The sequence below is a fragment of the Phyllobacterium sp. SYP-B3895 genome (assembly GCF_009647635.1).
GTDB classification, from domain to species: domain Bacteria; phylum Pseudomonadota; class Alphaproteobacteria; order Rhizobiales; family Rhizobiaceae; genus Phyllobacterium; species Phyllobacterium pellucidum.
In genome coordinates this window covers 1,149,370-1,175,538 of the sequence record NZ_WJIG01000001.1, presented here as the reverse complement: position 1 = coordinate 1,175,538, position 26,169 = coordinate 1,149,370, and the positions used below count along the sequence as shown (strand labels likewise).

Sequence of the window (26,169 nt, the reverse complement as noted above, 5' to 3'; positions counted from 1 at the left end):
AAACCAGGATTAACGGCGAATCGAATGCGTGTTTCCGTACCTCTAAGGCAAACAATGCGGCGGAAAAACGACATTCGCGGCGAATGTCGGGGGACATCGCCGCGAATGCAGAGAAGTGTTCCTGATGGTTGGCAGCTACTATTCGAGAAGCGGAGACCAGGCCGGGTCAGACGAGAGGTTCGGGGTTTGGATCTGGCGGATATTGCGGCCAGTCAGATCGACCGTCATCAGATGCGGGCTGTTCGAGCCGGGAGGCTGGCGGAAGAACATCAGCACGCGGCCATTCGGCGCCCAGGTCGGGCCCTCATCGTGGTAGCCGCTCGAAAGGATGCGCTCGCCCGAGCCGTCTGTCTTCATGACCCCGATCGAAAATTCGCCGCCCGCCTGCTTCGTGAATGCGATCAGGTCTCCGCGCGGTGACCAGACCGGGGTCGAATAGGAACCGTCGCCGAAGGAGATGCGCTGCGGATTCGAACCATCCGCGCCCATCTTGTAGATCTGCGGTCGGCCGCCACGGTCGGATTCGAAGACGACCTGCGAGCCATCCGGCGAGTAGGAGGCGCCGGTATCGATCGCGGAGGTGCTGGTGAGGCGCGTCGTCGTGCGGCTGCGCAGGTCCATGGTGTAAATGTTGGCGCTGCCGTCTTCCTGGAGCAGGCTCATCACGACCTTCTGCCCGTCGGGTGAAAAGCGCGGTGCGATGGTCATGCCGGGGAAGTTGCCGACGAGTTCACGCTGGCCGGTCTCGAGTTGCAAGAGGTAAATCTGCGGCTTGCCGCCTTCGAACGACATATAGGTGATTTCCTGCCGGCTCGGCGAGAAGCGCGGCGTCAGGACGAGATCCTTGCCGTTGGTGAGATAGCGCGTGTTAGCACCGTCCTGGTCCATGATGGCGAGACGCTTGACGCGTTTTTCCTTGGTGCCGGACTCGTCGACATAGACGACGCGGGTATCGAAATAGCCGTCCTCGCCCGTCAGTTCCTTGTAGATCGCGTCGGCGATAATGTGGGCGACCCGGCGCCAGCTTTCAGGAGAGGTGAAGAACTGCTGTCCGATCAACTGCTTACCGGCGAAGGTGTCCCACAGGCGGAACTCCGCCTTCAGCCTGCCATCGCCCTGCTTGGTAACGCGGCCGGTGACAAGCGCCTGGGCATTGATCACCTTCCAGTCTTCAAAGCGCGGTGCAGCGTCGGGGTTCGAGATCTTTTCGATGAACGCACCCTTCTCGATCGGCGCGAAGAGGCCAGACCGCTCAAGGTCCGCAGCAATCACGCCGGAAATATTGGTCCCAAGCTGATCACCGGAGAGAAAATCTGTAATCGCGATGGGCATGGGTTCAACCACGCCCTTGGTGATATCGAGTTTAAGCTGCGCGCGCGCCGGGAGCGTCGCAACAGCCAACAGTGCGATAATCATCGCGAAAGCGGAAAGAATTGTCCGGGTCGTTCTAAGCATAAGTTCAGGGCCCTCTTTTGGCTGGCCAATTGTCATCATCAGGTCGTTCCTGGATAGAAAGTCAGTTCAACATCTTTCCAGGTATCATATTTGTCTTGCGGCAGATTGAACGGCACCGAACGCATAACCGCGCGCAATGCACTGCTCTTGATCGCGTTCAGGAGACCGGGTTCACCGCCGCTGCCGCTCACGACCGGCGAACCTTCGATCTCGCCGCTCGGCGTGAGCTTGAACGAGACGATGATCTTCATATCCGGATATTCCTCGGCACCCACCGGCTTGTTCCAGTTGCCCTCGATGGCGCTGCGCAATGCATCCATTTCGCTCTGGCTGAGCTTCGAGCCGCCCGTCGCCTTGTCGGCGCCAAGAGAAGCCCGGTCCGTGGAGCGCTTGGCACCACCTGCGGATGGCTTCTGGTTGTTGAGCAATTCCGCAACCTCGTCGGCTATGCCCTTCTCCTTGGAGGGTTTGGCCGCCGTCTGCGTCTGCTTCGGCTTCTCAGGTTCCTTACGCTCCGGAGTCTTCGCCGTCTGCGCTGGCTGGGTCGGCTTTGCTTCCGGCTTGGCGACATTTTCGGGAAGCTTGAAGGTCTCTTCCTGCGGTACGGGATCAGGCTTTGCTTCAGTAATCGCCGCGGCCACGGGGTCAGGTTTGACTTCCTGCTTGGGCGCAGGCTCCGGCTTCACCTCAGTGGCGGGCACGGGTTCAGGCTTCGGTTCGGGCTTGACCTCGGGTTTCGGCTCAGGCTGCGGTTCCGGCTTTGGAACGGGCGCTTCCGATGGCTTCGGCGCTTGTGCGGATTCCACCGGCTTGGGCTTTATTTCCAGCGTCTCCTTGGTCTTGGTGTCGAGGTCGCTGTCGCCGGTATTCTGGGCGTCGAGCTGGGTCTGCGGCTTCTCGGCGGGCTTCGGCGCGGGCTTTTCGGCCTTCGGCGCCTTCTTGTCGCCCTGCTGCAGCTGGGTGATGGATTCGACGGGAACGATATCGATAGGCATGGACTCGACGTCCGCGACCATCGGGGCGGGCGCGGAGAACGTCAGCAGCCCCCAGCCAAGGATGGCGGCATGAATAACAGCAGAGGATACGACACTGCCCTTCATTTCGCTTAGCTATCCTGCTCCTGAAGACTGACCAGACCAATATTCTTGAATCCGGCCGATGAAATGCGCGCCATGACCTTCATGACCGCGCCATAATCGGCTGTCTTGTCACCGCGAACGAAAATGCGCTCGTTATAGCCGGTCTTGGCGATTGCCTGCAGTTTCGGGACAATTTCCTCGATCGGGATTTCCGTGTCCTCGATGAAGATCTGTCCCTGCTGGTTGACCGAGATCGTGATCGGCTTGGTGTCGGTATCCAGCGCCTTGGCGGCGGTGTCCGGCAGGTCGATCGGCACGCCGACCGTCATCAGCGGTGCGGCGACCATGAAGATGATCAGCAGAACCAGCATCACGTCGACCAGCGGCGTGACGTTGATTTCACTCATCAACGCCTTGCTGGCCCGACCGCGGCGTCGGCGTCCGCCTGACGACCCATTGTTTCCCATTGACATGCCCATGGCATCAATCTCGCAATTTCAAGTATCGGTTACGCAGGCGGTCATTCAGGTCCGCGGCAGCTTCTCATCGATTTGCCGCGAGAGTATGGCGGAAAACTCGTCCGCAAAGCCTTCCATGCGTGCGGTAAGCTTGCCGGCGTCGCTCGACAATTTGTTGTAGGCGATAACGGCTGGAATGGCGGCGACAAGGCCGATCGCCGTTGCCAGCAGCGCTTCGGCAATACCAGGCGCCACAACGGCAAGGCTGGTGGACTTGGAACCGGCAATCGCCATGAACGAGGTCATGATACCGATGACGGTGCCGAAGAGGCCGATGAAGGGGCCGGCGGAACCGATCGTTGCAAGAAACGTCAGGCGGGCGGCGAGATAGTCGCTTTCACGCGCCAGTGCCACGTCCATCGCCTTGTCGATGCGCATCTGCAGCGCGATTGGCGAGCGGGCGCCCTTTTCAAATGATTTCTTCCATTCCCGCATGGCGGCGATGAAGATCGAGCCCATGCCGGTGGTGCGCTTGTCGCCAAGATTGCGATAGAGCTCATCGAGTGACTGTCCCGACCAGAAGACCTGTTCGAAACGGTCGAAGGCGCGCTTGGCGCGTCCGAATCCTAGCGCTTTGTCGATGATGATCGCCCATGTCCAGATGGACGCACCAAGAAGCCCGATCATCACAAGCTTGACGATAAATCCGGCTTGCCAGAACAGTCCCCAAAGCGAAGTATCTGATGCTTGAACGGCAACCGCTAAATTTTCCATAACCACAACCCTCGAATCCGAAAACCCGGCATGTTGACCGGGGCGCAATCGTCTCTCACTCCAGATGAGCCACGTTAGTGAGACCGGATTTTTCCAGTAACCACACCGCGGCTTCTCACGGTTAATTTTGGTAAAACGAAGGCGTTAACGCAAAACGCCCCGTTTGATGACCTTATTCATGGTTTGTTATGGTTAAGGATCAGTTATGATTCAGCCCGACCCGTGATTTTAAATTATCGAGGCTAAGATTGCGGCTTGAAAAGCTTGATCCATTCTGCAGGAAACCTTCGCGGTCGCCCGGCGCCATTGACAAGGGCGGCTTCGACCCTTGCCGCGATCAAGAGTTCGTCACCGCGTTTGATCGATTGCGCCATGCGCACGCGCGCACCCGATATCTCCGCCGTATGGGTCTCCACCGTCAGAACATCGTCGATACGCGCCGCTGAGCGAAAGTCGATCTCCATGCGCCGCACCACCCACACGATGCTTTCACCGAGCTTGCCATCGGCCAGCTCCGAGTGGTGTACGCCGAGAAGCCGCAGATAGTCGGTGCGCCCCCGTTCAAGAAATTCGAGGTAGCGGGCATGGTAGACGACGCCTGAAAAATCGGTGTCCGCATAATAAACGCGGGCAAGCAGCCGGTGCCCGATATCGGTCAGTTCTCCGGCGAGACCGCCCGTCAAGGAAAGAATATTGTTTTCGCTCATGGTTCTTTTCTTTTGCCGGGTAGGCGGGCATTTTGTCCAGACCCGGATGGAGGACGTGAAGGAATTGGCGTTTCGATTGTTTCACGTGCTTTTCGCATTTGCATGCCTGCTTGTCACTGTCACAACGGCATCGGCCGCCGCCTTCACGATGCAGCGCGGGGTCAATCTCGATCCATGGGTCACCTGGCCGCTTCCCGAACGTTGGGACGATGACGAAATCCTCACCAACTTTCCGGAGTGGCGGCGCAATACACGGCTGGAAGACCTGCAGGCAATCCGCAAGGCGGGCTTCGATTTCGTCCGCATGCCTGTCGATCCTGCCATCTTCCTTCAGGATGCCTCGGAGGAGCGCGTCAGGAAGCTGCTTGCCGCAACGCTCCGATCCATCGACTTGCTGCATAAGGCCGGTCTCAAGGTGGTCGTCGACATGCACACGATCCCGAGCGACAAGCGGAAAATCGGAACCAACCAGATTTCGTCGGATCCGGCGCTGTTTGCCCGTTATCTCGACTTGGTAGGGCGCCTCGGCCGTGCCCTTTCCATCACCGATCCAGCGCTTACTGCCTTTGAACCTTTTAACGAGCCGGTGGTGGATTGCGATCTCGCAGTCTATCCAAAATGGTCCGCCTTGCTGGTGCAATTGCATGCGGCGGCGCGCAACGCATTACCCAATCACACGCTGGTTCTCTCTGGCGGATGCTGGGCGAGCGCCTATGGTCTGATCCAGATCAATCCGACGAGCGTCGCGGATGACAATGTGATCTGGACCTTCCACTCGTATGAGCCCTATATCCTCACCCATCAGGGCGCAGGATGGACGGGCGATGCCATGGCCTATGTCGAGGGCCTGCCCTATCCGCCTGACAGGCTCGGGCAAGATGAGTTTCACGAGGTTCTCGAAGAAGCCCGCCATCGCATCGAGACGCAGGCGCCAGAGGACAAGCGCCAAGCCCTTCTGAACAATCTCAACGAAATGGCCGATGGGATTGCCGATGATGCCAAGGCGCTGGCGAGACTGAACGAGCCATTCGACCAAGCGGACGCCTGGAGCCGGCAGTATAATATTGCCCCGGAACGGATATACCTTGGCGAGTTCGGCATGATCCGTCAGGAATATGGCAAGTATTTCCTTATGCCGTCCGAGTGGCGCGCCGCTTACATGAAAGACGTGGTTGCGGCGGCAAACAAGCGTGGCTTTCCCTGGTCCGTCTGGTCGTGGGGCGGCGCCTTCGGCATCACCCTTGCCGACGACAAGCGGGTTTTCGATCCGGTTATCCTCGAAGCGCTGAAAGCTGAATAAGCTTCATTCATCTTCCTGGAAAAGGTTGATCTGTTGCTGCGTGACTTCTGCCGGCGCATTGAGCCCCAGATGTTTCCAGGCATTGGCGGTCAATACGCGGCCGCGCGGCGTGCGCTGGATAAAGCCCTGCTGGATCAGGTAAGGCTCGATAATATCCTCGATCGCGTCGCGCGGCTCGGAAAGCCCGGCGGCGATCGTTTCGATTCCGACCGGCCCACCACCGAAATTATGTGCAATCATTGAAAGGTACCGGCGGTCGAGTTGATCGAGCCCGAGAGAATCCACCTCGAGCCTCAGCAGCGCCGAGTCGGCCGTTTCGCGGTCGATCCTGTCCTTGCCATCGACGATGGCGAAATCGCGCACGCGCCGCAGCAGGCGGCCGGCAATACGCGGCGTGCCTCGTGCACGGCGTGCGACTTCGAGCGCGCCGTCATCGGTCATGCCGATACCCATGATGCGGGCCCCGCGCCGCACAATATGTTCGAGCTCCTCGACCGTATAGAAGTTCAATCGGATGGGAATGCCGAAACGGTCGCGCAACGGCGTGGTCAACAGGCCGAGCCGGGTCGTTGCAGCCACAAGGGTAAACTTGGCAAGATCGATCTTGACGGAACGCGCTGCCGGTCCCTCGCCGATGATCAGGTCGAGTTGATAGTCTTCCATGGCCGGATAGAGAATTTCCTCGACCGCCGGATTGAGACGATGGATTTCATCGATGAACAGGACGTCATTTTCTTCGAGATTGGTGAGCAGGGCGGCAAGATCGCCGGCCTTGGCGATAACCGGGCCCGAAGTCGAGCGAAAGTTGACGCCGAGTTCCTTCGCCATGATCTGTGCCAGTGTGGTCTTGCCAAGGCCCGGCGGCCCGACGAAAAGCACATGATCCAGCGCCTCGCCCCGCGATTTCGCCGCCTCGATGAAAACCTTGAGATTGGCGCGCGCCGCAGCCTGCCCGACGAAATCGGCAAGGGTCTGCGGTCGCAGCGAGGTATCAAGGTCCTCGCCGCGCTTGTCGGGTGAAATCAGACGGCCTGCATCGCTCATGCGCCTGTCCTCGCATAACGAGCTTCTTCAGACAATGGCATTAGCGCGACAGCTCCTTGAGGCCGAGCCGTATGAGCTTGGTCGAATCGGCGCCCTCGCCCGCCTCCTTCATCGCCGCCGCCACCGCATTGGCAGCCTGATCGCGCGAATAACCGAGATTGGTGAGGGCCGAAACCGCATCGGCGACCGGGCGGGGCGCGACGCCCTCGCCGATCTCCTGCTTGAGGCCGATCGTGCCGCTGGCGTCGCCGGCAAAGGCCGGCGCCTTGTTCTTGAGTTCGGTGACGATGCGCTCGGCCACACGCTTGCCGACGCCCGGCGCCCGGCTGACCATGGCAATGTCGCGCAGCGCGATCGCATTGGCGAGGTCAGACGGCGTCAACACGCCAAGTACGCTGAGCGCCACCTTGGCGCCAATGCCCTGCACACTCTGGAGCAGGCGGAACCATTCCTGTTCGAGCGGCGAGGTGAAGCCGAACAGCCTGATCATGTCTTCGCGGACATAGGTTTCGATGAAGAGCGTTACCGCCTCGCCAACTCCGGGAAGATTCGAAAGCGTCCGCGCCGAGCAGTAGGCCACGTAGCCTACGCCATGCACATCGATTATCACGTGGTCTTCGCCGATTTCGTCTACCGTACCCTTGAGCTTGCCGATCATCCGAGCGCCGCCAGTTTCTGTTCGATGGCTATGCGCCCGATCGCGCTTTGCCGGTGATGTGCGTGGCAGATGGCGACAGCGAGCGCGTCGGCAGCATCGTCCGTATCGAACGTCGCCTTCGGCATCAGAACCTTTACCATCATGTGAATTTGCTGCTTTTCGCCGTGACCGACGCCGATTACCGCCTTCTTGACCGCGTTCGGGGCATATTCGGCGACCTGCAAACCGGCGAGTGCCGGCACCAGCAGCGCAATGCCCCGCGCTTGCCCAAGCTTCAGGGTCGCCGTCGCATCCTTGTTGACGAATGTGTGCTCGACAGCCGATTCGTGCGGCACCATCTGGTGAATGACCGCCGCAAGACCGTCGTGCAACTGGCACAGACGCGAGGCAAGATCGAGCTTTGCATCGGAAAGGATCGTGCCGGAAGCGACAAAGCGCAGGGAATTGCCCAGCGTTTCGATCATGCCCCAACCGGTTCGCCTGAGACCGGGATCAATACCGATGATTCGAATCGCTTCCTTCATGTCGGGAACCTTACCTTTCTGCCAGGCATGTTGACAGCAGAAAGGTGAACAAAAGCGAAACGAAACTGTTTATGATTGGCGAAAACGACCGCTCAACGATTGCCGAAGGCGGTGGCAAGCAGCGTGATCTGGTCTGAGACCGGATTAGTCGAGAAAAGCGGGCGCTCCTCGACATTCTCATTGTAGATCTCGTCATCCATCTGCCGGACACGCGCCTGCAGCCGGAGCGAGCGATGCACGATGTTGCAATAGGAAAGCGGGATTTCATCCCAGCCCGCGACGCTTTCGGGCGCCGAATCGGTATCAAGGCGCACCTTGGCCTTTTCCGAGAGCACCTGGTCGGGCGTCATCTCGCCACTGCGCGAAGCGCGCTGAAGGAGGAGCCAGGACGCGACCTGCATCAGCCGCGTCGTCAACCGCATCGATTCCGCGGCATAGAGCGTGGCGGCGACACGGGTGAGCCTGCGGGCAGCGGCGCGCCCTTCCCCATCGAGATAGGAAGCGGCTTCTTCCACAAGACTCATGCCTTCATCATAGAGATGATTGAAGCTTTCCGACCGAACCATGCGCTCCGCAAGTCGTATCGTGTTGTCCACGTGGAATTCCTGTTCAGCCATCATATGCCCTGTTACCAATGCGCTGCCGCGAACCGAATCTTGCCAAAGCCGTGCACCCTTACTGAAACAGCAAGCGATACACCACAACGGTCGGCGGACAGTATTCCCCAGCAACCTGCCTGCATACTCACATCAGCGCAAGTTTATCCTTAATAAAGGGTTAACGGCAGGGCCGGTCTGAAGATATGAACATAAAAAAAGAGCCGCGAAACATGGCGGCTCTCAGGAGTCTAACAGGGAGGCGTCAAACAAAGTGGCCAAACCACTTGGTAAGAATCCAGAAAACTGGATGTTCAATTTATAGATTGTAATGCTTAACGATTCCTTAACGCCGACAATAAAGTTGGGCGAAATGCTCTATCTATGCGCTGCGTCCATGGGCTTGCCGGTGGTGGATCGGCGGCTCAAGGACGACGGAGGCGATGGTGTTGGACGTGGATGACGGTAGCAGAACGTCAGCCACGCGCATCGTTGACCGCTGGGCACCTCTGTCGCCAACAGGGCTTTAGTTTGGGCCCACTCCACCGCATCCTCGTTCTCTTGCCCGGGGATCCACCTAAAGCGCCCGTGCCCGCTTGCGCAGCTCGAACTTCTGGATCTTGCCGGTCGAGGTCTTCGGAATCGGCTCGAACAGCACATTGCGCGGGCATTTGAACTTGGCCAGCAGCGTGCGGCAATGGGCGATGATCTCCGCCTCGCTCGCCGCATGGCCGGGCTTCAGTTCGACAAAGGCGAGCGGGGTTTCGCCCCATTTATCGTCGGGCCGTGCGACCACCGCGCAGGCGCCGACGGCCGGGAACTTGTAGAGTGCGTCCTCGACTTCAATCGAGGAAATATTCTCGCCGCCTGAAATAATGATATCCTTGGAGCGGTCCTTCAGCTGGATATAGCCGTCCGCATGCATCACGCCGAGATCGCCGGAATGGAACCAGCCGCCGGCGAAAGCCTCGTCGCTTGCCGCCCGGTTCTTCAGATAGCCCTTCATGACGATGTTGCCGCGGAACATGACCTCACCGATGGTCTCTCCGTCAGGTGGCACCGGCTGCAGGGTTTCCGGATCGAGCACCGCCAAATCCTCCAGCGCCGCGTAGCGGACGCCCTGCCGCGCCTTCTTGGCGGTACGCAGAGAAACATCGAGCGCATCCCACTCGTCCTGCCACTCATTGACAACGGCCGGACCGTAAGTCTCGGTCAGCCCATAGAGATGAGTGACGGCAAAGCCGGCTTCCGCCATGCCCGCCAGGATCGACTCGGGCGGCGGCGCAGCCGCAGTATTGAAGGTGACCGTCTGTGGGAATGACCGCTTGTCCTGGTCTTTCGCGTTGATCAGCGTCGACATGACGATGGGCGCCCCGCAAAGGTGGGTCACGCCGTAATCTGCGATGGCATCATAGATCTGCCTGGCGCGCACCCAGCGCAGACAGATATGCGTGCCGAACTGCAGCGCCAGCGTCCATGGGAAGCACCAGCCGTTGCAATGGAACATAGGCAAGGTCCACAGATAGACCGGATAACGTCCCATTCCCGAAGCGATGATATTGCCATAGCCCATCAGCGCGGCACCACGATGGTGATAAACCACCCCTTTCGGATTTCCCGTCGTGCCGGACGTGTAGTTGAGCGTGATGGCATCCCACTCGTCATCGGGCTTCGACCATGCGAATTCCGGATCGCCGGAATCGACAAAGGCACCGTAGTCCATCCCGCCCAATGGCTCCCCTTGAGGATAGGGCGCATCGGCCGGGTACTCGGCATCGACGAAGTCGATCACGATCGGCTTCACCGTGGCAAGCTTGAGCGCCTCGCGAAAGACATCGGCAAATTCGCTATCGACGATGGCGACCCTGGTTTCCGCATGATCGAGCTGGAACGCGATCACCGCCGCATCGAGCCGCGTATTGAGCGAGTGCAGCACGGCCTGCGTCATCGGAACGCCGAAATGGGCTTCAAGCATCGGGGGCGTATTGGAAAGCATGACGCTCACTGTATCGCCTTTGCCAATGCCCAGCCGCGACAGCGCCGATGCGAGCTGGCGCGTGCGCCGATAGAACGTGCCGTAATCGATGCGCTGGGCCCCGTGAATGATTGCCGGTCGGTCGGGATAGACGCGCGCCGCCCTTTCGAGGAAGGAAAGCGGCGTCAGCGGCTGATAGTTGGCCGCGTTGCGCTCGAGATCACGATCGAAGATTCCGCCCATATACGCCTCCCAACGCGATAGCTCCCAAGCTCAAGCTACAGCGATTTGATTGGCGGAGAAAGGCTCAAGTCCGGTCTTCGGGCCTGGCCCGAAAACCCATTGCTCATACTCAGGCAGAACGCGCCGTTGCCGGCTTCATGGCCCCGGCCGGCATGGACTTGCCGGCCACGACGGGCTTGGTCTTTTCCGCCTTCTGGACGGGACGCCCACCCCAGCCGAGCCGAGGAAGCCACTCGAGATAATAGGCAAGCGCGAACTGAGCCATGATGCCGCTGGCGATCAGCAGTGTATCGTCGAGAAGCCCGCCAGGATTCATGACCTTTACGACCTGAGCCACCATCGCGAGGATTGTGCCCGCTACGAAGACCGGCAGCGAATGCTTGCCGAGAATGGCGAGCGGATGATCGGCGGATGTGCGCGCGAGGTTCGAGATCGCCGGTACCGAGACGATGACATAGGCGAGCGCCAGAACATGCGCGAGGCGCGTCAGCGACAGGAACGTCTTGTCGAAACCGGTGACGACCATGGGCAGGCCCAGCGACGTGTCGATGCCCCAGAGCGGCCACCGCACCCAGAAGACCGCGACCAGAATATAAGCCACGGACAGGCCGAACAGGTATTTGTTGAAGGCGATCGTGCCGCCCCGGCGCACATGCATGATGCCGGCCATCCCCACTACGAACAGGAACTGCCATGACAGCGGGTTAAGGAACCAGACGCCGTCAGTCGGATAATTGGGCGGCGCGATCTGGTAAACGCCCGACACCAGCCAAAGCAAGCCGGAGGCGCCGACAAGGAGAGCAAGGCTATATTGCGCAATCACCAGGAACAGCGGCAGCATCAGAAGCAACACGCCATACATGGAAAGAATATTGTTGTAGCCAAGCTGATGGCCCATCGTCGCAAGCCCGATCAGCGCCTTGGCCGGCTGATCCATCAGGGGACCGATATTGATGAACGACATGAATTCCGGACGCTGCAGGTAAATGCCCGCCGCGCAGAAAATCGCGAGCGTCGCGATCGTGGTCAGAATATGGGTGCTATAGAGCGTCGCTGCCCGCCGCCATGCCTTCAGCGTCATCAGAAAACGATTGCCGGGTTCGAACTTCGAGCCATAGGCAAGGCCTACGGCAATACCGGATATCAGGACGAAAGCCTCGGCGGAATCGGAGAAGCCAAAGTTCTTGTGCGTGAGATTTTCATAGACCGTGCCTGGCACGTGATTGATGAAAATCGTCAACAGGGCAAGCGCTCTGAAAACATCGATACGGGTATCCCGCTGTTTCAGCTGAATCTGTGTCATGGCCTTCCCGTATTCCGATATGCAAGGTTGAATTTTACACGCCGCCGATCGGCGCGAGTGAGGCGTATGAATGTGGTGATTAATGTTGACATAGGACAAAAGTTGCGTTTCGGCTGATCAACTTTCGTTGAAAATTATAACAAGCTGACCACGCCGTCATAGGTCAGCTTCAGTCCCATCAGCAAAATCATGATGTACATGAAGGGGTAGAAAATCTCCGGCCGCATGCGCTTGACGATCCAGGCGCCAGCGAAGGTTGCAAGCGGCGCCAGCGGCAAAAGCGCTGCCGAAGCCCTGAGATTTGCGGTGTCGAACTGCCCGAGCGCGAAATAGGGAATGACCTTCACGGCGTTGACGATCGCAAAGAAAATGACGCTCGTTCCATTATAAACTTTGGGATCCTGGCGCAGCGGCAGCGCATAGACCTGATAGGGCGGACCGCCCGCATGAGCGACGAAACTTGTGAAGCCGGCGAGCGTCGACCACAGCGTCGCACTCGCCGCATTGTGGGGCTGCGCGGTCGCTCGCTTTGCCGCACTGGTGAGCATGTAGCGGGCGAAAAAGATGATCGCGATGGCCCCGACAATGAGCTTGACCATGTCGTCCGTGACGATGGACGCGGTGAGCCAACCGATGCCAATGCCGAGAAATGCGCCTGGCAGCATGAGCTTCAGCGTCTGGTTGTCGCGGTAGCCGCGCCATGACCAGAGGCTTGCGACATCCATGACGATGAGGATCGGCAACATGATCGCTGCCGCCTGCACCGGCGGCATCACCAGAGCCATCAGCGGCACGCCGACCTGCCCCATCGCCCCGCCAAGACCGCCCTTCGACAAGCCGATCAGGATCGTTGCCGGAACGGCGGCAGCATAGAACCATAGGTTCATCAAGAGATCGGGCATGTCAGGAAATCCGGCGGATGGGCGTAAATCTGTGTAACCCCGCACGTCGCGGTTGAGAAACGATTTTTGGAATTGTGCCCCGATTTCGATACACCGGCGCTTAACCCGACTATGGCAACATGCCCACGAAGGCCGGGAGGACTGTTCAAACCGACTGCCTTCCTTTATGCCCCAATTTGATCACGAGCACTCGCTTTATGGGTGCGCCCAATGCATTCGAGAACGAAACAGGTTGCAGCCATGAACACCAAAACAACGCACGAACGCTGCCGAATCGTTCTGATCGCTCCGCCAGCGGCCAGCGCCGAAGAACTTGTGAGGATACTCGCATCAGCTTTATCGGGCGGCGATGTGGCCTCGGTCCTTCTTCCGCCCTATGATGTGGACGAAGCCCAATTCCAGATGCTTGCCGAAGCCGCGGTGCCGGTGATCCAGAACGCGGGCGCTGCCGCGATCATCGTCGGGAACACGCAGGTTGCGGGACGCGTGAAGGCCGACGGCCTGCATATCGAAGGCCCTGCCACCGCCATTGCCGATGCCGTGTCGCGCTTCTCTCCAAAGCTCATCGTCGGCACCGGCAACGTCAAGAACCGCCACACGGCGCTTGAGATGGGCGAAGCCCAGCCGGATTATGTACTCTTCGGCAAGATTGGCGCGGATACCAAGCCCGAGGCGCATCCGCGCAATATCGAGCTTGCCGACTGGTGGGCGGGGATGATCGAGATCCCCTGCATCATCCAGGCGGGCAACGATCTCGAAAGCATTGTCGACGCCGTTTCGACCGGCGCGGAATTCATTGCCCTTGGTGCCGCCATATTTGAAGGAAACAACCCGGAATCGGCAATCCGGGAAGCCAACAGGCTCCTTGACCAGCACGCGCCGAGATTCGAGGAATGAGATTTATGGGTGCAAGGTCGCTAAACCTTATCCGCACGGGCGCAGTGCTTGCCTTTTCAGGCATCGTTACTGGCGCGCCGGCCCAAACGGCGCAGCCCGTGCCCACTGCACCGCCGCCGGCCGAAGCGGTTCAACCTGCCCTTGAAGACCCCAAGCCAGCGCCTTTGCAACAGGAACTCGGCGCACCCGTCACATCCACCAAGCAGGACCGGCCAAAATCGGCCGGTGACAACAATTCGGCCGACCCGATCAATCCGACCCGGTTCGGTCAGGCGCCGGCCGACGACGCCTTTGGCGCCTACCAGCGCGGCCTCTACAAGACTGCCTACAACCTTGCGCTGCCCCGCGCCGAAGCCGGTGACAGCGCTGCGCAGGTGCTGCTTGCGGAAATATTGGCGCGCGGCCTTGGAACGCCGGTTAACATGGCTGAATCGGCCAAATGGTATGGCAAGGCCGCCGAGCAGGGCGTACCTGAAGCGCAATTCCGCTATGCGGCCATTCTGCTCCAGGGACGATATGCCCCGAAGGATCCGAAAAAGGCCAAGGAACTGACCAAGGCGGCGGCAGACAAGGGCAATGCCGCAGCTGAGTTCAACTACGGCCAGATCCTCATGCAGGAGCGCCCGGGCTCTGCCGGCATTGAAAATGCCTATCCCTGGTTTCTGAAAGCAGCAGACAAGGGACTTGCCGATGGCGAATATGCGGTAAGCCAGGTGCTGGCCAATGGAACGCCGACGATTCCGCGCGACATGGCGAAGGCGCGGGAATATCTCATCAAGGCCGCGGTCAAGGGTTACGATACGGCACAACTCGACCTTGGCAGTTGGCTCGTCGCCGGGCTCGGTGGTCCGCACGAATACAAGGCTGGCTTCGGCTGGATGCTGCGGGCAGCAACGAGCGGCAATGTCGCCGCCCAGGCGCGGCTTGCAAAGCTCTACCGCGACGGCATCGGCGTCGAGGGCGATTTTATCAAGGCTGCCGCGTGGTACATCGCCGCCAAGCGTGCTGGCCTCAACGATCCCGATCTTGAATCCTTCATGGACGGCCTCGACGACGATCAGAAAAGCCAGGCCATCGCGGAAGCCAACAAGCTGCAATTCCGCTAGAGCCTTGCCTGTTCACGTCCAACCGGTCGAATTGATTGCGTTGACGGATCATGCATCCCGGTCGTAGCTTCGCTCCATCCGCATAACCAAGCGATGGGAATTCGAAATGCCGCTGATCAACCGTGCTCATGAAATGCAACAACACGTCGCCGAGTGGCGCCGTCATCTGCATGAAAACCCGGAAATCCTCTACGACGTGCATGAGACGTCGCGATTTGTCGCCGAAAAGCTGCGAGCGTTCGGCTGTGATACGGTTGAGACCGGGATAGGCCAGACCGGGGTTGTCGGCATCATCCGCGGACGCCACGGCGATGGTCCGGTTCTCGGGTTCCGCGCTGACATGGATGCCCTGCCGATTACCGAGGAGAGCGGCAAACCATGGACATCAAAAACACCCGGAAAGATGCATGCCTGCGGTCATGACGGCCACACTGCAATGTTGCTCGGGGCAGCGCAGCACCTTGCCGATACACGCAATTTCAAGGGTTCGATCGCCGTCATCTTCCAGCCGGCGGAAGAGGGTGGCGCCGGTGCCCGTGCAATGATCGACGACGGCATGATGGATCGCTTCGCCATTCGCGAGGTCTACGGCATGCACAACGCCCCCGGGTTGCCCCTTGGTGAATTTGCCACCCGAAAGGGCTCGATCATGGCCGCGACGAATGAATTCGAGATCACGGTAACGGGGCGCAGCGGCCATGCTGCCAAACCGCAGTCGGCGATCGATCCGGTGCTGATTGCCGCCCACATCATTATTGCGCTGCAGTCCATCGTGTCACGCGAGACCGATCCCTTGAAGGCGCTGGTCGTTTCCGTGACGCAGCTCAATGGCGGCGATGCATCCAATGTCATCCCCGACCGCGTGAAGCTTGGCGGCACGGTGCGCACACTCGTGCCGGAGATCAGGGAATTGGCGAAGAAGCGCGTGACGGAGATTGCCGAAGCCACCGCATCCGTGTTTGGCGGCAAGGCGGACGTCGTCTACCATGACGGATATCCGGTCACCTACAATCATGACCGCGAGACCGACTTTGCCGTTGGCATAGCCCAGTCCATCGTCGGCGCAGCGGCCGTAAGCAGCGATATGCCGCCGGTTATGGGCGCGGAGGATTTTTCCTACATGCTGGAAAGCCGTCCGGGCGCCTTCGTATTCATCGGCAATGGCGACACGCCCGCCCTTCACAATTCGGCCTACGATTTCAACGACGACGCGATCCCCTATGGCATCAGCTATTGGGTTTCGCTGGCCGAAACCGCGCTGGCCGCTTGAGCTGCGACCGATAAGAACAGGGCGCATCCTCAAGCAGTTTGCGCCCTCTCTCTTGCCTATTGTGTGAAATTGTGGTCTTGGAGGCGCCAATATTTGGCCTAGCCGGCGAAATCGGCGCCAAGTTCCAACAACAATCCGGATAGACAAATGAAAATCAACGGGAATGAAATCCGTCCAGGCAACGTGATCGAGCACGACGGCGGCCTATGGGTTGCGGTCAAGACGAATGCCGTGAAGCCCGGCAAGGGCGGCGCCTACAATCAGGTCGAGCTCAAGAACCTCATTAACGGCACCAAGCTGAATGAGCGCTTCCGTGCCGCCGAGACGGTTGAGAAGGTCCGCCTTGAGCAGAAGGATTTCTCGTTCCTCTACGAACAGGGCGAAGCTCTGATTTTCATGGACACCGACAGCTACGAACAGCTCGAATTGCAGAAAGACTTCGTCGGCGATCGCGCCGCGTTCCTGCAGGACGGCATGATGGTTACGGTCGAACTCTATGACGAAAAGCCAATCGGTATCTCGCTCCCTGATCAGGTCACGCTGGCGATCACCGAAGCCGACCCGGTCGTGAAGGGTCAGACGGCGGCATCGTCCTACAAGCCGGCGCTGCTCGAAAATGGCATTCGCGTTCTCGTTCCGCCCTTTATTTCGTCGGGCGAGCGCATCGTCGTCGACACCAACGAAATCACCTATATCCGCCGCGCCGACTAAGCCGGCCCCGGGGAGCCGGCTCCGCTGGCTTCCCTATTTGATCTTACGGAGACATATCCCGAATGGCGCGTTCAGCGATACTCAATGTAATGGTTCAGGCCGCCATGAAGGCGGGCCGCTCGCTGGCGCGCGATTTTGGCGAAGTGCAGAACTTGCAGGTGTCGCTCAAGGGTCCGGGCGACTATGTGAGCCAGGCCGACAAGCGCGCCGAAGAGATCGTCTACGCGGAATTGCGCCGCGCCCGTCCCGATTACAGCTTCCTGATGGAAGAATCCGGCGCTGTGGAAGGCAGCGACGGCCAGCACCGCTGGCTGGTCGATCCGCTCGACGGCACCACCAACTTCCTGCATGGCATTCCGATTTTTGGCGTATCCATCGCCCTCGAACGCCAGGGACAGATCGTTGCCGGCGTGATCTTCAACCCGGCCATGGACGAACTCTATACTGCCGAGCGTGGTGGCGGGGCATTCCTAAATGATCGCCGCCTGCGCGTTGCCGGCCGCAACAAACTGGTCGATTCCGTCATCGGCACAGGCGTTCCGCACCTCGGCCGCGGCCACCACGGCAATTACCTCGTCGAACTGCGCAACATCATGGGCGAGGTTTCCGGCGTGCGCCGCATGGGCGCTGCTGCCCTCGATCTCGCCTATGTGGCCGCCGGTCGCCTTGACGGTTTCTGGGAAAGCGGCCTTTCCCCGTGGGACATCGGCGCCGGCATCATTCTCGTTCGCGAGGCCGGCGGTTTCGTCACCGACTTTGACGGCGGACAGGATGTGGTGGAGAGCAGTTCGATCGTCGCCGGCAACGAAGCCATCCAGAAGGCGCTCGTCAAGGCACTGAAAAAGCCGATCTGAGGCCGGCAGTTTAAGAATGCGCCCCAGGACGAGGGTGGGGCGTGTTGTGGCGTGAGGTGCCTACCGTCCGGAGTTCAGGCTTTTCCGTGTCGGATGTCGTAACCACATCGAACAGTGAAAAAGCCTCGCGTTGCTTCGGCCATGCCTAATGCGTGCTCAGGATTAGCTCCGAACTTGCCGGGCGTACCGAACAGGGAACATCGGCGATCTTCGGTACATTTGAGGAAATACTCTGTTTCCACTGTCTGTTCACCAACCTTGAATTGATGCAGCAATAACAAATTCAAGCGTTACCTCATTGCACCTTCCATTTTCACCTCGATTTCGGGTAGGGTCGCGGCAAATTCGGTTTATGCGACGCGGAGACGATACGATGGCAGATTTCAGTTCGACCCGACAGGGTCGGGATGGCGAAGAATACGATCCCTACCGGCTTTCAAGCCCGCGGTTCGTCCTCTTGTCCATGGCAATATTTCTGGCGATCGTAGCATTTCTTGCCGCCATCCTGTTTCGGCAGATCTCGGTGTTCTATGTCACGAACCCGGGCCTCAACAGCCTGATCATCGGCGTGCTTGCCATCGGTATCCTTCTTGCCTTCGGCCAGGTCATCCGGCTCTTCCCGGAAGTGCGTTGGGTAAACTCCTTTCGCCGCGGCAACAGCGATCCAAATGCGCATCCCGTCATGCTCGCACCGATGCGCGCCCTCATCGGCCGGCGCCAGTCCATGGCTCTGTCGACCAGCGCCATGCGGTCGATGCTGGATTCCATCGCGGCGCGCCTCGATGAAACCCGCGACATTTCCCGCTATCTGATCGGCCTGCTCGTCTTCCTCGGCCTGCTTGGCACATTCTGGGGCCTGCTCGAAACGATTGGTTCCATCGGCCAGACCATTCAGTCGCTGGATCCGCGCGCCGGCGACGCCAACAGCGTTCTCGACTCGCTGAAAGCCGGCCTGCAATCCCCGTTGCGCGGTATGGGCACGGCTTTTTCGTCCTCCCTCTTCGGTCTTTCCGGATCGTTGATCCTCGGCTTTCTCGACCTGCAGGCCGGACGGGCGCAAAACCGTTTTTACACCGAGCTTGAAAACTGGCTTTCCAGCGTCACCGACCTCGGCTCGGATCTGCATGCGCTCGACGCCGCCAGCACCGGTACGAGCGACGAACTGCGCGCCCTGGCTGAACGCCTCCAGAATATCCAGGAGAGCGGCGGATCGAGCCAGCGCACCACGGCGGCGCTTGCGAGCCTTGCCGAGGGAATTCAGGGGCTCGTCAAGAACATGCGCTCCGAACAGCAGATGATGCGCGACTGGGTGGAGAAGCAGGCTGATGAGCAAAAATCCATCCGCCAGACGCTGGCAAAACTTGGCGATGCCATTGCCCGCGACAAGGCTAACTGAGAATGGGACTCGGTCGTAATCGCAAGGCCATCCGCCACATCGACTACTGGCCGGGCTTCGTCGATGCCCTGTCGACGCTGCTCCTGTCGATCATGTTCCTCCTGTCGGTGTTCGTCCTGGCGCAGTTTCTGCTCAGCCAGGAAATCACCGGCAAGGATGCTGTTCTCAATCGCCTCAACGCGCAGATCAACGAGTTGACGCAGCTTCTTTCGCTGGAACAGGGCAACAAGCAGGACCTTGAAGATACGATCGCAAACCTGCAGGCTTCCCTGACCAATGCCCAGAGCGAGCAGTCGCGCCTGCAGGCGCTGCTGTCCCAGGGCGCCGGCGCCGGCGCTGCCGCCGAAGGCAAGATCAACGAGCTTTCCACGGGGCTTGAAAACGAAAAGCAGATCAGCGCGCGTGCGCTCTCGCAGGTGGAGATTCTCAATCAGCAGATATCCGCCCTGCGCAAGCAGATCGCTGCGCTCGAAGACGCCCTCAATGCGTCGGAGTCCCGCGACAGGGAATCGAATGCCAAGATTGCCGATCTCGGCAAACGCCTCAACGTCGCCCTCGCCCAGCGTGTCCAGGAGCTCAATCGCTATCGCTCGGATTTCTTTGGCCGGCTGCGGGAGATTCTTTCCGACCGCGAAAACATCCGCATCGTCGGCGACCGCTTTGTCTTCCAGTCGGAAGTCCTGTTTCCGCTGGGGTCGGCTGTCCTCAATCCTGCCGGATCGGAAGAGATGAAGAAGCTTGCCGTCGCCCTGATCGAGCTTCAGAAGGAAATTCCCGACGATATCAACTGGGTTCTGCGCGTCGATGGCCATACCGACAACATTGCGCTGTCGGGCAGCGGCCAGTTCAAGGACAATTGGGAGCTTTCCTCCGCTCGCGCCATTTCGGTCGTCAAGTACTTGATTGCCAACGGCGTCCCGGCAAACCGGCTCGTGGCAGCCGGCTTTGGCGAATTCCAGCCGCTTGAACCCGGCGATTCCACGGAAGTCCGTGCACGCAACCGGCGCATCGAACTGAAGCTCACCGAGCGTTAAATTAGCTGTAGCACGTCCCGGCTTTAAGCAGGACGTGCTCTAGACGCTATTCGGCGGCGCCCTTGAAGGCGTCGGACCCGGCCTCGAACTGCAGCTTGGCGAGGCCGGCATAGAGGCCGTTCTGCTTGACCAGCGTTTGGTGCGTGCCTTCCTCGACGATCCTGCCGTTCTCCATGACGAGAATCCGGTCAGCCTTGAGGACCGTGGCGAGGCGGTGCGCGATGACCAGCGTCGTGCGGCCTTGCATCAAATGGTCGAGCGCCTTTTGCACCAGCATTTCGCTTTCGGCATCAAGCGCCGAGGTCGCTTCGTCAAGCAACAGGATCGGCGCATCGCGCAGGATGGCGCGGGCGATGGCGATACGCTGACGCTGGCCGCCGGAGAGCGTCACGCCGCGTTCGCCGACTTGCGTGTCGTAACCATGATCGAGCGCCATGATGAAGTCGTCGGCGAGCGCCGATCTCGCGGCGTTCTCGATCTCCTCGGCACTGGCGCCTGGCCGGCCAAAGCCGATATTCTCGCGCACGCTCGTGGCGAAAATTGTCGTGTCCTGCGGCACGATTGCAATGTGCGAACGCAGATCGAGCGGATCGGCCTGACGCAGATCGACGCCGTCGATGGTGATGCTGCCCGAAACCGGATCGTAGTAGCGGAGCAGCAGTGAAAACACCGTGCTCTTGCCCGCGCCTGAAGGGCCGACGATTGCGACGGTTTCCCCGGGCGTGATGGCGAAGCTGAGGCCTTTCAAGGCCGGCGCCGCCGGTCGGCTTGGATAGTTGAAATGGACGTTGTCGAAGACGACGCTGCCAACGGGCGGCTGCGGCAAAGGCATGGGATTGTTCGGAGCCGCGATTGCCGGCTCTTCGGCCAGGATCTCCATCAGCCGCTCCGCTGCTCCCGACGCCTGCGACAATTCCCCCCACACTTCCGATAGAGCGCCGAGTGCGCCCGCCGCAAACACCGCATAGAGCAGGAACTGGCCGAGCGTGCCCGGCGTCATCGCGCCGGATAGTACATCGCGCGACCCGAACCAGAGGACTGCGACCACGCTCGAGAAGATCATGAATATTGCAAAGGCTGTAAGTATCGCCCGTGCCATGACCGAGGCGCGCGCCGCATCGAAGGCATCTTCGACCGATTTCGCAAAGCGGCGCGTTGCTAGATTTTCATTGGTGAAGGCCTGCAGCGTGCGCACGGAAATAATCGATTCACTTGCATAGGCCGTGGCATTTGCCAGCCGGTCCTGCGCGGCCCGCGATCGCCGGCGTACCGAGCGACCGAACGCGACGAGCGGGATGATGATCAGGGGAATTGCTGCAATCACGAGGCCCGAAAGCTTCGGGCTGGTAATGACCATCATTACGATGGCGCCGAAGGCAAGGATCACGTTGCGCAAGGCAACGGAAGCCGTCGCACCCACGGCAGACTTGATCATCGTCGTATCCGCGGTCAGGCGCGAGACGATCTCGCCCGATTGCGTGCTGTCGAAAAACGCGGGCGAAAGGCGGGTCAGATGCGCGAAGACGTCATGGCGAAGGTCGGAAACGATGCGCTCGCCGAGGGTGATGACGAAATAGTAGCGTCCGGCCGAGGCAATGGCGAGCAGCGCGGCGAGCACGACCAGCATGCTGAAATACGTATTGATGAAGGCGCCATTCACGTCGGAAAAGCCGTGGTCGATCATGCGGCGTACGGCGAGCGGCAGCGTCAGCGTCGTTACGGCAGCGATGACAAGCGAGACCAGCGCACCGGCAATCATGCCCTTGTAGCGGGCCATATATGGGAAGACCCGGCGCAGCGGCTTCAACGAGCGCCGCTTTCTTTCCGCTTCTTCGAGAGCCAGATCGGCCATACTTGCTTATTCCTCGTATCGGCTATGCGACTTTGCCGCCAGACGGCCTTGTTATTGCTTAAAGGCTGATGTATAGGCTCGCCAACAGTTTTGGAAGCCCACGGCCCTGTGACGTTTGGCTTCATCTCTACCAATCGGCTCCGGACCGGCTTGCCACATCGCTCGTGGCTCCAGTTTTGCGCCCTCTAGTTTAGGACAAGAAAGATGAAAGCCAAGATTCATCCCGACTATCACACGATCAAGGTCGTCATGACCGACGGCACCGAGTACCTGACGCGCTCCACCTGGGGCAAGGAAGGCGACACGATGAACCTCGACATCGACCCGACCACACATCCGGCATGGACCGGCGGTTCGCAGCAGCTGACCGACCGTGGCGGTCGCGTTTCGAAGTTCAAGAACCGCTTCGCCAACCTCGGCATATAATATTTCCCGTCCAACGGGATTTAAAAACGGCCCCGCCAAGCGCGGGGCCGTTTTTCTTTTGTCGCGCGGCAAATATGGGCTCGGCGAATTTGACAAGGACTTGATTCACCAATAGCTTTTTCCAGACACCCCAGCCGACTTCAAAGGGAGGACTGCCCGATGACCGACGTAACAACAGGTGTAGGGACCGCATCGGCCACTCCGGTCGAGCCAAGTCTACACCGGGTCATGGGACCCTGGCTGCTGCTTCTCTTCATCGTCGGCGATATTCTCGGCACCGGCATATATGCGCTCACGGGGCAGGTCGCGAAGCAGGTCGGCGGTGTCGTTTGGCTGCCTTTTCTTATTGCCTTCATCGTCGCGGTCGTGACGGCGCTGAGCTACCTTGAGCTCGTCACGAAGTTTCCGAAAGCGGCGGGGGCTGCGCTCTATACGCACAAGGCCTTCGGCATTCATTTCATCACCTTCATCGTCGCATTCACCGTCATGTGCTCGGGTATCACCTCGGCATCGACAGCCTCGCGCGCCTTCGCCGCCAATCTCTCCGGCGCATTCCAGCTCAATCTCGAAAGTGGGATCGGCATTTCGCTCGTTGCCCTCGCCTTCATGGCCGTCGTCGCCGCAGTCAACTTCCGCGGTGTCGGCGAGAGCGTGAAGGCCAATGTCGTTTTGACCGTCGTAGAACTCACCGGTCTGCTGATCATTATCTTCATCGGCCTGATGGCGATTACCGCCGGCCAGGGCGATGTCTCGCGCATCACGCAATTTGCCACGGCACCTGATTCAAGCGTGTTCTGGTCGGTCATGGCCGCCACCACACTTGCCTTTTTCGCCATGGTCGGGTTCGAGGATTCCGTCAACATGGCCGAGGAATGCAAGAATCCGACCCGGATATTCCCGAAGGTCCTGCTTGCCGGCCTCTTCATCACCGGCATCATCTACGTTCTCGTCTCGATATCGGCGATCACCCTCGTCCCGCCGGCAGAACTTGGCGAAGGCGAGACGCCGCTCCTCAAAGTGGTTCAGGCGGGCGCACCGAACTTCCCGCTTTGGATATTCGGCTTCATCACCATGTTTGCCGTTGCCAACAGCGCGCTCATCAACATGCTGATGGCCAGCCGCCTCGTTTATGGCATGAGCCGGGAGCATGTCTTGCCGCCGCTCTTCGGCAAGGTGCATCCGTCGCGCCGCACGCCCTATCTTGCCATCGCCTTCACGACGCTTCTCGCATTCGGGCTGATCATGTTTGTCGGCGAGGTGCCGGCGCTCGGCGGGACGACGGCGCTGCTCCTGCTCTTCGTCTTCACCATCGTCAACATCGCGGTGCTCATCCTGCGGCGCGAGACGGTGGACCACGATCATTTCCGCACGCCGACCTTCCTGCCCGTCGTCGGCGCCATCTCATGCGCTTTCTTCGCCGGCCCATGGACCGGGCGCGATCCGGTTCAATACAAGATCGCCGGCATTCTCATCGGTGTCGGTGTTGCCCTGTGGGTGATCACGGTCCTCATAAACCGCGCAACCGGCGTCAAGCCCGTGGAACCCACCATGGAGACCCTTGGCGGCGACGGCCCCATGAACTGACAAACAAAAATCCCGCCAGCCTTGCGGCTGACGGGATCTGATTGTCGCTCTGAAAATTCGATCAGGCCGCGCTGAGCTTGGCCAAAACCTCGTCGCTCACTTCGAAATTGGCGTAGACGTTCTGAACGTCGTCATCATCGTCGAGGGTCGCGAGAAGGCGCAGAACGGACTGTGCTTTCTCTTCGTCGACCGGCGCCATGGTCTGCGGCTTCCAGATCGCCTTCACGGACTCTGCTTCACCAAGGGCACTTTCCAGCGCCTTGGAAACTTCGCCAATGTCCTCAAAGGCGCACAGGATGACATGGCCGTCCTCGTCGCTCGAAACGTCATCGGCGCCAGCCTCGATGGCGGCTTCCATGACCTTGTCGGCGCTGCCGGCTTCCGGCTTGTAGGTGATTTCTCCGACGCGGTTGAACATGAAGCCCACCGAGCCGGTTTCGCCCATGGCGCCGCCCGCCTTGGTAAAGGCAGCGCGAACGTTGGACGCCGTGCGGTTGCGGTTGTCCGTCAATGCCTCGACGATCACGGCAACGCCGCCCGGGCCGTAGCCCTCGTAGCGGACTTCCTCGTAATTGTCGCCTTCGCCACCGGCCGCCTTCTTGATGGCGCGCTCGATATTGTCCTTCGGCATGGACTGCGCCCGGGCATTCTGCACGGCCAGACGCAGGCGCGGGTTCATTGTCGGGTCAGGCAGACCCTGTTTGGCAGCGACGGTGATTTCGCGCCCGAGCTTGGAGAAGATTTTCGACCGAACGGCGTCCTGGCGCCCTTTGCGGTGCATGATGTTCTTAAATTGTGAATGGCCTGCCATGGCACCCCTGCGTGCTTTGCTACGTTTGCTGATGTTTCACGTCAGGGCCCTGCAATTTGACGCTGCGGGCTGCACCTAGCGGAAAACATGCTGCTGGAATGGCGCCCTTATAGGGAAAATCCTATCGCGCGTCCAGCCACACGAGAAGCAAAGCTTGCATCCGGATCATCGTGTCAGCCGCACGCCGGGAAAGTTAGTCCGCGAAATGTCCGAGCAGAGGTCGAACCACTCGCACCCCCCACACGCGTCGCGCGTCGTGCCCTTTTTGAACTCCCGGCGAAATGTCGAAAGCAGGGCAGCATCGAATTCAACCGTGTCGCCGTTTTTCACTTGCCGCCCCAGCATCTTGCTCACCGCCACAATGGCTTTGGCGTCGCGCTCGCGAACACTGTCCCACAGGCAATGCGGATCTGCATCGCCAAGCAGAGGAGCACAGATATCGTCCGGCCCCTCGCCTAGTTCTATGGCTTCGCCCGCCACAAGCCGCTTGATGACCTCATCATAATTGGCAGTGAACGCCTCGCTGTAGCCCTTGCCGACATAGGTCAGCATACAAAGGAGATGATGCGGGCGAAGCCTGACCGTCAACCGAGGCGAACCATGACCCCTGAGCGGCGCAAGGCTTCAATAACGGCGGCTGCCAAAGCCGACTTCAGAATGCCGCCGACGATGAAAGGTGCGACGCCCGATACCCATGCGGTTTCAAGGCCGAAAAGGTGGACGAGCCAGGAGGCGCCGAGCACAAGGCACAAGGCATTGCCGAGGAGCATGACTGCGAAGGATGACCACGGATTGCGGGTCAGACCGCGCTCGGCGAGATAGCCGACAAACGCCGCAACGACCGGGAACGCGAAGAGATAGCCAGCGGTAGGACCGGCGAAGGGTGCGAGCCCGAATGCACCGCCCGCGAGAACCGGCATGCCCATCATGGCTTCAATCAGCCAGGCGATGACCGTGAGGCCGCCGAGACGCCAACCGTAAAGGGCGCCAACCATCGTGACCGCAAAGGTCTGCATGGTTACGGGTACCGGTATCATCGGCACCGATACCCAGGAACTGACGGCGAGGAAGGCCGTACCTATCAGGACAGCGAGCGCCTTATAGACCAGCGGCCGGTTGGCGAGCTTCAGCGGAACGAAAGCTTCGGTAAGTGTCGTATTCATCAACGTTCAGTCCTTGTTGTCAGAAATTCCGGGTCAGCATGGAGGAA

Annotated in this window: 26 protein-coding genes; 10 read left to right on the top strand and 16 right to left on the bottom strand. The window is 59.8% G+C overall.

The features are described from left to right. Nucleotides 1-138 precede the first annotated feature (138 nt). The 5 genes from tolB to ybgC form a co-directional block, all read right to left on the bottom strand. On the bottom strand, nucleotides 139-1,455 hold the full coding sequence (gene tolB / locus GF108_RS05685; RefSeq protein ID WP_153667352.1) for a Tol-Pal system beta propeller repeat protein TolB: 1,317 nt from the start codon (nucleotides 1,453-1,455) through the stop codon (nucleotides 139-141). A 38-nt stretch (nucleotides 1,456-1,493) separates the two neighbouring features. Next, on the bottom strand, nucleotides 1,494-2,555 hold the full coding sequence (locus tag GF108_RS05680) for a cell envelope integrity protein TolA (protein ID WP_027231265.1): 1,062 nt from the start codon (nucleotides 2,553-2,555) through the stop codon (nucleotides 1,494-1,496). A 5-nt stretch (nucleotides 2,556-2,560) separates the two neighbouring features. Then, nucleotides 2,561-3,013, bottom strand: a complete 453-nt coding sequence (gene tolR / locus GF108_RS05675) for a protein TolR (protein ID WP_027231264.1) — start codon at nucleotides 3,011-3,013, stop codon at nucleotides 2,561-2,563. A gap of 45 nt (nucleotides 3,014-3,058) precedes the next feature. Further along, nucleotides 3,059-3,766, bottom strand: coding sequence for a protein TolQ (gene tolQ / locus GF108_RS05670; RefSeq protein WP_153667162.1), 708 nt, complete (start codon nucleotides 3,764-3,766; stop codon nucleotides 3,059-3,061). A 242-nt stretch (nucleotides 3,767-4,008) separates the two neighbouring features. Further along, a complete protein-coding gene (gene ybgC / locus GF108_RS05665; protein ID WP_153667161.1) occupies nucleotides 4,009-4,473 on the bottom strand; it encodes a tol-pal system-associated acyl-CoA thioesterase in 465 nt (154 codons plus the stop codon). On the opposite strand from ybgC, the gene GF108_RS05660 reads away from it, so the two are divergent. Beyond that, the gene (locus GF108_RS05660; RefSeq protein ID WP_153667160.1) at nucleotides 4,460-5,773 is read left to right on the top strand and encodes a glycoside hydrolase family 5 protein; all 1,314 of its coding nucleotides are present in this window, start codon (nucleotides 4,460-4,462) and stop codon (nucleotides 5,771-5,773) included. The two genes, ybgC and GF108_RS05660, sit on opposite strands and share 14 nt — an antisense overlap. 3 nt (nucleotides 5,774-5,776) lie before the next feature. On the opposite strand, the gene ruvB is transcribed toward GF108_RS05660, so the two are convergent. From ruvB to GF108_RS05625, 7 genes are all read right to left on the bottom strand, one after another. Continuing rightward, nucleotides 5,777-6,817: a Holliday junction branch migration DNA helicase RuvB gene (gene ruvB, locus GF108_RS05655; RefSeq protein ID WP_091948117.1), complete on the bottom strand. Its 1,041-nt coding sequence runs from the start codon at nucleotides 6,815-6,817 to the stop codon at nucleotides 5,777-5,779. A gap of 40 nt (nucleotides 6,818-6,857) precedes the next feature. After that, nucleotides 6,858-7,475 carry a Holliday junction branch migration protein RuvA gene (ruvA, locus tag GF108_RS05650; RefSeq protein WP_153667159.1) on the bottom strand — a complete coding sequence of 206 codons (618 nt, stop codon included), beginning with the start codon at nucleotides 7,473-7,475 and terminating at the stop codon, nucleotides 6,858-6,860. After that, nucleotides 7,472-7,999 (bottom strand): crossover junction endodeoxyribonuclease RuvC, encoded by a 528-nt coding sequence (ruvC, locus tag GF108_RS05645; RefSeq protein WP_027231258.1) that lies wholly within the window; start codon nucleotides 7,997-7,999, stop codon nucleotides 7,472-7,474. Before ruvC ends, ruvA begins: the two co-directional genes overlap by 4 nt. A 92-nt stretch (nucleotides 8,000-8,091) precedes the next feature. Further along, complete coding sequence (locus tag GF108_RS05640; protein ID WP_153667158.1) at nucleotides 8,092-8,619, bottom strand: DUF1465 family protein; 528 nt, start codon at nucleotides 8,617-8,619, stop codon at nucleotides 8,092-8,094. Between the two features lie 553 nt (nucleotides 8,620-9,172). Continuing rightward, entirely contained in the window at nucleotides 9,173-10,813 is a 1,641-nt protein-coding gene (locus tag GF108_RS05635; RefSeq protein ID WP_153667157.1) for an acyl-CoA synthetase, read from the bottom strand. A 109-nt stretch (nucleotides 10,814-10,922) separates the two neighbouring features. Further along, the gene (locus GF108_RS05630) at nucleotides 10,923-12,116 is read right to left on the bottom strand and encodes an OpgC domain-containing protein (protein WP_153667156.1); all 1,194 of its coding nucleotides are present in this window, start codon (nucleotides 12,114-12,116) and stop codon (nucleotides 10,923-10,925) included. 134 nt (nucleotides 12,117-12,250) lie between these two features. Further along, nucleotides 12,251-13,018 carry a sulfite exporter TauE/SafE family protein gene (locus tag GF108_RS05625; protein WP_153667155.1) on the bottom strand — a complete coding sequence of 256 codons (768 nt, stop codon included), beginning with the start codon at nucleotides 13,016-13,018 and terminating at the stop codon, nucleotides 12,251-12,253. A gap of 240 nt (nucleotides 13,019-13,258) precedes the next feature. On the opposite strand from GF108_RS05625, the gene GF108_RS05620 reads away from it, so the two are divergent. From GF108_RS05620 to GF108_RS05590, 7 genes are all read left to right on the top strand, one after another. Next, nucleotides 13,259-13,915 (top strand): thiamine phosphate synthase, encoded by a 657-nt coding sequence (locus tag GF108_RS05620; RefSeq protein WP_153667154.1) that lies wholly within the window; start codon nucleotides 13,259-13,261, stop codon nucleotides 13,913-13,915. A gap of 5 nt (nucleotides 13,916-13,920) precedes the next feature. Next, nucleotides 13,921-15,021 (top strand): tetratricopeptide repeat protein, encoded by a 1,101-nt coding sequence (locus GF108_RS05615; RefSeq protein ID WP_153667153.1) that lies wholly within the window; start codon nucleotides 13,921-13,923, stop codon nucleotides 15,019-15,021. A 106-nt stretch (nucleotides 15,022-15,127) separates the two neighbouring features. Continuing rightward, entirely contained in the window at nucleotides 15,128-16,291 is a 1,164-nt protein-coding gene (locus GF108_RS05610; RefSeq protein ID WP_153667152.1) for a M20 aminoacylase family protein, read from the top strand. A 147-nt stretch (nucleotides 16,292-16,438) separates the two neighbouring features. Then, nucleotides 16,439-17,002 (top strand): elongation factor P, encoded by a 564-nt coding sequence (gene efp, locus GF108_RS05605; protein ID WP_027231251.1) that lies wholly within the window; start codon nucleotides 16,439-16,441, stop codon nucleotides 17,000-17,002. A gap of 62 nt (nucleotides 17,003-17,064) precedes the next feature. Then, nucleotides 17,065-17,856 carry an inositol monophosphatase family protein gene (locus tag GF108_RS05600; protein ID WP_027231250.1) on the top strand — a complete coding sequence of 264 codons (792 nt, stop codon included), beginning with the start codon at nucleotides 17,065-17,067 and terminating at the stop codon, nucleotides 17,854-17,856. Nucleotides 17,857-18,229: 373 nt separating this feature from the next. Beyond that, a complete protein-coding gene (locus GF108_RS05595) occupies nucleotides 18,230-19,252 on the top strand; it encodes a MotA/TolQ/ExbB proton channel family protein (protein WP_027231249.1) in 1,023 nt (340 codons plus the stop codon). A gap of 2 nt (nucleotides 19,253-19,254) precedes the next feature. Then, nucleotides 19,255-20,286: a peptidoglycan -binding protein gene (locus GF108_RS05590; protein ID WP_027231248.1), complete on the top strand. Its 1,032-nt coding sequence runs from the start codon at nucleotides 19,255-19,257 to the stop codon at nucleotides 20,284-20,286. A 46-nt stretch (nucleotides 20,287-20,332) separates the two neighbouring features. Here the strand turns inward: GF108_RS05590 and GF108_RS05585 are convergent, their stop codons facing one another. Further along, entirely contained in the window at nucleotides 20,333-22,138 is a 1,806-nt protein-coding gene (locus GF108_RS05585; RefSeq protein WP_153667151.1) for an ABC transporter transmembrane domain-containing protein, read from the bottom strand. Between the two features lie 204 nt (nucleotides 22,139-22,342). Here GF108_RS05585 and rpmE point away from each other — a divergent pair, with 204 nt between their 5' ends. Next, nucleotides 22,343-22,564 (top strand): 50S ribosomal protein L31, encoded by a 222-nt coding sequence (gene rpmE, locus GF108_RS05580; RefSeq protein WP_027231246.1) that lies wholly within the window; start codon nucleotides 22,343-22,345, stop codon nucleotides 22,562-22,564. Nucleotides 22,565-22,723: 159 nt separating this feature from the next. Continuing rightward, nucleotides 22,724-24,148: an APC family permease gene (locus GF108_RS05575; protein ID WP_153667150.1), complete on the top strand. Its 1,425-nt coding sequence runs from the start codon at nucleotides 22,724-22,726 to the stop codon at nucleotides 24,146-24,148. A 61-nt stretch (nucleotides 24,149-24,209) separates the two neighbouring features. Here GF108_RS05575 and GF108_RS05570 read toward each other — a convergent pair whose 3' ends face one another. The 3 genes from GF108_RS05570 to GF108_RS05560 form a co-directional block, all read right to left on the bottom strand. Beyond that, complete coding sequence (locus tag GF108_RS05570; protein ID WP_027231244.1) at nucleotides 24,210-24,959, bottom strand: YebC/PmpR family DNA-binding transcriptional regulator; 750 nt, start codon at nucleotides 24,957-24,959, stop codon at nucleotides 24,210-24,212. Between the two features lie 165 nt (nucleotides 24,960-25,124). Further along, entirely contained in the window at nucleotides 25,125-25,511 is a 387-nt protein-coding gene (locus tag GF108_RS05565; RefSeq protein WP_370462081.1) for a DUF1284 domain-containing protein, read from the bottom strand. 32 nt (nucleotides 25,512-25,543) lie between these two features. Continuing rightward, the gene (locus GF108_RS05560) at nucleotides 25,544-26,122 is read right to left on the bottom strand and encodes a biotin transporter BioY (protein WP_153667148.1); all 579 of its coding nucleotides are present in this window, start codon (nucleotides 26,120-26,122) and stop codon (nucleotides 25,544-25,546) included. Between the last annotated feature and the right edge of the window lie 47 nt (nucleotides 26,123-26,169).

Excerpts from the sequence above, each read along its gene's own strand:
- tolB (WP_153667352.1), bottom strand. The coding sequence starts at position 1,455 with ATGCTTAGAACGACCCGGACAATTCTTTCCGCTTTCGCGATGATTATC.
- GF108_RS05680 (WP_027231265.1), bottom strand. The coding sequence starts at position 2,555 with ATGAAGGGCAGTGTCGTATCCTCTGCTGTTATTCATGCCGCCATCCTT.
- tolR (WP_027231264.1), bottom strand. The coding sequence starts at position 3,013 with ATGGGCATGTCAATGGGAAACAATGGGTCGTCAGGCGGACGCCGACGC.
- tolQ (WP_153667162.1), bottom strand. The coding sequence starts at position 3,766 with ATGGAAAATTTAGCGGTTGCCGTTCAAGCATCAGATACTTCGCTTTGG.
- ybgC (WP_153667161.1), bottom strand. The coding sequence starts at position 4,473 with ATGAGCGAAAACAATATTCTTTCCTTGACGGGCGGTCTCGCCGGAGAA.
- ruvB (WP_091948117.1), bottom strand. The coding sequence starts at position 6,817 with ATGAGCGATGCAGGCCGTCTGATTTCACCCGACAAGCGCGGCGAGGAC.
- ruvA (WP_153667159.1), bottom strand. The coding sequence starts at position 7,475 with ATGATCGGCAAGCTCAAGGGTACGGTAGACGAAATCGGCGAAGACCAC.
- ruvC (WP_027231258.1), bottom strand. The coding sequence starts at position 7,999 with ATGAAGGAAGCGATTCGAATCATCGGTATTGATCCCGGTCTCAGGCGA.
- GF108_RS05640 (WP_153667158.1), bottom strand. The coding sequence starts at position 8,619 with ATGATGGCTGAACAGGAATTCCACGTGGACAACACGATACGACTTGCG.
- GF108_RS05635 (WP_153667157.1), bottom strand. The coding sequence starts at position 10,813 with ATGGGCGGAATCTTCGATCGTGATCTCGAGCGCAACGCGGCCAACTAT.
- GF108_RS05630 (WP_153667156.1), bottom strand. The coding sequence starts at position 12,116 with ATGACACAGATTCAGCTGAAACAGCGGGATACCCGTATCGATGTTTTC.
- GF108_RS05625 (WP_153667155.1), bottom strand. The coding sequence starts at position 13,018 with ATGCCCGATCTCTTGATGAACCTATGGTTCTATGCTGCCGCCGTTCCG.
- GF108_RS05620 (WP_153667154.1), top strand. The coding sequence starts at position 13,259 with ATGAACACCAAAACAACGCACGAACGCTGCCGAATCGTTCTGATCGCT.
- GF108_RS05615 (WP_153667153.1), top strand. The coding sequence starts at position 13,921 with ATGGGTGCAAGGTCGCTAAACCTTATCCGCACGGGCGCAGTGCTTGCC.
- GF108_RS05610 (WP_153667152.1), top strand. The coding sequence starts at position 15,128 with ATGCCGCTGATCAACCGTGCTCATGAAATGCAACAACACGTCGCCGAG.
- efp (WP_027231251.1), top strand. The coding sequence starts at position 16,439 with ATGAAAATCAACGGGAATGAAATCCGTCCAGGCAACGTGATCGAGCAC.
- GF108_RS05600 (WP_027231250.1), top strand. The coding sequence starts at position 17,065 with ATGGCGCGTTCAGCGATACTCAATGTAATGGTTCAGGCCGCCATGAAG.
- GF108_RS05595 (WP_027231249.1), top strand. The coding sequence starts at position 18,230 with ATGGCAGATTTCAGTTCGACCCGACAGGGTCGGGATGGCGAAGAATAC.
- GF108_RS05590 (WP_027231248.1), top strand. The coding sequence starts at position 19,255 with ATGGGACTCGGTCGTAATCGCAAGGCCATCCGCCACATCGACTACTGG.
- GF108_RS05585 (WP_153667151.1), bottom strand. The coding sequence starts at position 22,138 with ATGGCCGATCTGGCTCTCGAAGAAGCGGAAAGAAAGCGGCGCTCGTTG.
- rpmE (WP_027231246.1), top strand. The coding sequence starts at position 22,343 with ATGAAAGCCAAGATTCATCCCGACTATCACACGATCAAGGTCGTCATG.
- GF108_RS05575 (WP_153667150.1), top strand. The coding sequence starts at position 22,724 with ATGACCGACGTAACAACAGGTGTAGGGACCGCATCGGCCACTCCGGTC.
- GF108_RS05570 (WP_027231244.1), bottom strand. The coding sequence starts at position 24,959 with ATGGCAGGCCATTCACAATTTAAGAACATCATGCACCGCAAAGGGCGC.
- GF108_RS05565 (WP_370462081.1), bottom strand. The coding sequence starts at position 25,511 with ATGCTGACCTATGTCGGCAAGGGCTACAGCGAGGCGTTCACTGCCAAT.
- GF108_RS05560 (WP_153667148.1), bottom strand. The coding sequence starts at position 26,122 with ATGAATACGACACTTACCGAAGCTTTCGTTCCGCTGAAGCTCGCCAAC.